Here is a 2,993-nt window from a genome sequence, read left to right on the forward strand (position 1 = left end):
GGGACACAGAGAACATTATAAAGATTGTTGCCATGAGCCGGGGAAGATCAGATGAGAAATATGCCCTTATGGAGTATGGGGGGCAGGATTTACCACATTATTCAAAAGAGAACGGTAATTTCAAAGATGAAAATTTGAAAAAAACTATTTTTCAGGTGGTCAAGGGTGTCAGCTCACTGTATAAAGCCGGTTACCAGCATCATGATATTAAACCTGACAACATTCTGATTACTAATGAAGGTGTCGTGAAGCTATGTGATTTTGGGCTTGCCGAAAAAATGGCTGGGAAGGAGCAGAAAAAAAATGGAACACCACTCTATATGCCATTGGAAAAACTGTATGAATTGAAAAGTTATCCAAATGACAAGGCAGACTCCTGGTCCCTGGGGTGTACGTTTGCTGAAATGTGTTTAGGTTGCCCTGTAATCGATTATATTTCCGCTGGCTTGCTGTGGTATCTTCTCCTGAATCTTGAAGCTGCTGAGGAAAGACTGGACAGATTAAGAGAATCTACATACCTGCAGCTTCGGGAAAAGGAAGGCGAACAAGCTGCTGATTTTTTCATGGCGTTAACGGAACTGGATCCTAAAAAGCGGCTATCCCCCACTGAAGCGTTGGAGCACCCTTACCTTGCTTCGTGATATTCTTGATATGTGCACATTGTAATGGATCTGAGTCAATCAAAATTAATATATGTCATTCTTATAAGGAGTAAATATGATCATAACTGGCACCAAAGGTGTTGAAATATCAGGTAGGGATGCTGCATCTTATTTTTACAATACACAAACTGGGATAGCCCGTTTAAATGGGGTTGCCTACTGGCTGCTTGGACGGAAAGTAACAGTACCAGAGCGAAAATTTAACAACATGATTTGGCACTGCAGGGAAAGTCATTTCATTGATACATTTTTGCACTCCAGGAAAACTAAAGCAGTTTCCCATGCAGAAAAGCCACTACCAGAACAACAATACGCCAATAGTTGTGGAGCCCAGGCTCTCAGGCAAGTGGCTTATGAGCTTGGTGTCAGTCATCTTCCCAAAAAGAAAAGATATGGATTTAATGGGCAAAGTATTGAGGATAAAAGTGCCGAGATAGCCTTATATGCCATTACCGGTGATTTGCTTGATAACAGTAAAAAGAGATTGGAAATCAGGCCGGAGAATGGCGGGTATAGCTTTCCAGGTCGTATGGCTTTTGCCGCAAAAGCGCTTGGGCTTGACGCAAGGATTTATAGCTCTAAATTGCTTCCGAGGCTCTATTTAAAAAACAAATTTAGCATAGAGTGGTTCATAGCATCCACCGTTTGTCCCGCAAACAATTGCTCACCACCCGAGCTGTCTGTCAATGAACGATACATTCATCTTCTTATCACCCCTAAAGATACCTCATTCCTTCATTGGGTTATGGAGAGACCAGATGGCAGCTGTTACGACCCTGAAACTGGTTGCAATTACAAAACCATCAAAGAGTATAAGCAATTATATGGTTTAAAGTCGACGGGTATAACACTGTTAATCAGTGACCGTAATGCCTACCCCGGGACGCCGGGTAAGACAACCAGGACTACTCCCCCAGAATCCCGGCTGGCAAATGATGGATGATTGATTTGTTAAAAGTGGTTATTGGTCAGTTTGGCGGGTACTTTTTGCTATTAACTAAACACTAAGCTAAGAACTTGGCAACTTTGCAATACTATCAACTTTGATAACAAAGTAATCCACACATTGAGTATTATAAAAAAACCAATAGTGCTCATTAACTCCATCCCTGTTCTCAACTTTGAAAATATGATTTTCAGAATTATCTGAGCTTAGCAGCTTAAATTCATAATTTTCATCATAGTAAGTATCGCCACGTGTTTTTATATAACTACCATCGAAATTAGCGCCTTCCTGAAAACTATTTGAGTCAAGATGTTTTTTGAAAATATCTGCCATACTTTTCATCGGAGTAGTAATAACAAATTCTTTTCTTTTCTCTGAAATATTTCTAAGCACATATGCTGCGAAGCTGTGTAAATCTATTGAGATTCCTTTATGGGCAATATTTTGTCCTAACATGTACTCAGGACTTCTATGCACTCCCATATGCAGCTGAAACGGCGCATCCTTATGGGTCAAAACGGCAACAGCCATCTCAATAGACTCACGAGCCTCTATAGCCTCAAACTTAAAACCATGATTAACATCAGAATTTGACACATAAGCTGACCAGACATCTACACCATCCCGATCAAAGAATGACATACAGCTTTTAAATCTTGATAAAGGGTCTGGCGTTGCTTTAACTATCTCAATTTTTCTATTTTCGGGAAATGGTAGACCTGCTTCTTGTGCTTTAAAGCACTCAAGATTATGTTGACGAACCTGTTTGTGATCGCAAGCAGCCTGTATTTGGTAATCGCTATATCTTCTCCAATGACTTACATTATCTGAATTTACTTTTTCCATAACATAAAAAAGACCAGGCTCTTTCATATATGTATACAGCCCATCAGAAACCTTTCGTACAGACTTTGCCAGCCATTCGGAATTGTAAGGATTCATTGCTACTGCTGATTGATGACAACATGGAGAAGCATTACTCATTGAAGTAAGAGATTGCATTTAAAACGCTCCCAAAAAGTCTGGACTGTTATAAATTATTATTAATGCAGCTGATTTTGACCATGACAAATAAGTTAGACTCACTAACATATGATAATGTTCAGAGATAAATGCCTTATGCCGTCAATAGCGTTCCAACTAAGCTGCATCTGTTGTGCAACAGCCTTGACGGTGGGAACATGAAGTACACCAAATTCAGCAAAGAATATTTAAACGACGCAATTAGATTAAAGCCATTGAGTAAAATGGACACTTCTTGGACGCATCGGTAAATTAGAACAAATAAGCTGGAATAAAAGGAAGGGGAATCAAGGAGTTGAAAAAAATTAATGGCGGTGAGGGAGGGATTCGAACCCTCGATACGGCTACAAACCGTATACTCC

Annotated in this window: 3 protein-coding genes; 2 read left to right on the forward strand and 1 reads right to left on the reverse strand. The window is 39.9% G+C overall.

Annotated features, from left to right (window positions below):
- Window positions 1-641, forward strand: a 641-nt coding sequence (locus KDK13_RS15240; RefSeq protein WP_257285830.1) for a protein kinase, incomplete at its 5' end; no start/stop codon positions are given.
- A gap of 76 nt (window positions 642-717) precedes the next feature.
- On the forward strand, window positions 718-1,605 hold the full coding sequence (locus KDK13_RS15245; protein ID WP_257285831.1) for a hypothetical protein: 888 nt from the start codon (window positions 718-720) through the stop codon (window positions 1,603-1,605).
- 66 nt (window positions 1,606-1,671) lie between these two features.
- Here the strand turns inward: KDK13_RS15245 and KDK13_RS15250 are convergent, their stop codons facing one another.
- Window positions 1,672-2,610 (reverse strand): hypothetical protein, encoded by a 939-nt coding sequence (locus tag KDK13_RS15250; protein WP_257285832.1) that lies wholly within the window; start codon window positions 2,608-2,610, stop codon window positions 1,672-1,674.
- Window positions 2,611-2,993 lie beyond the last annotated feature (383 nt).

This window comes from Endozoicomonas sp. SESOKO1 (assembly GCF_024606265.1).
Taxonomy (GTDB): Bacteria; Pseudomonadota; Gammaproteobacteria; order Pseudomonadales; family Endozoicomonadaceae; genus Endozoicomonas.

Bases quoted from the DNA above. Each gene is read 5' to 3' on its own strand.
- KDK13_RS15245 (WP_257285831.1), top strand. From the start codon at position 718: ATGATCATAACTGGCACCAAAGGTGTTGAAATATCAGGTAGGGATGCT.
- KDK13_RS15250 (WP_257285832.1), bottom strand. From the start codon at position 2,610: ATGCAATCTCTTACTTCAATGAGTAATGCTTCTCCATGTTGTCATCAA.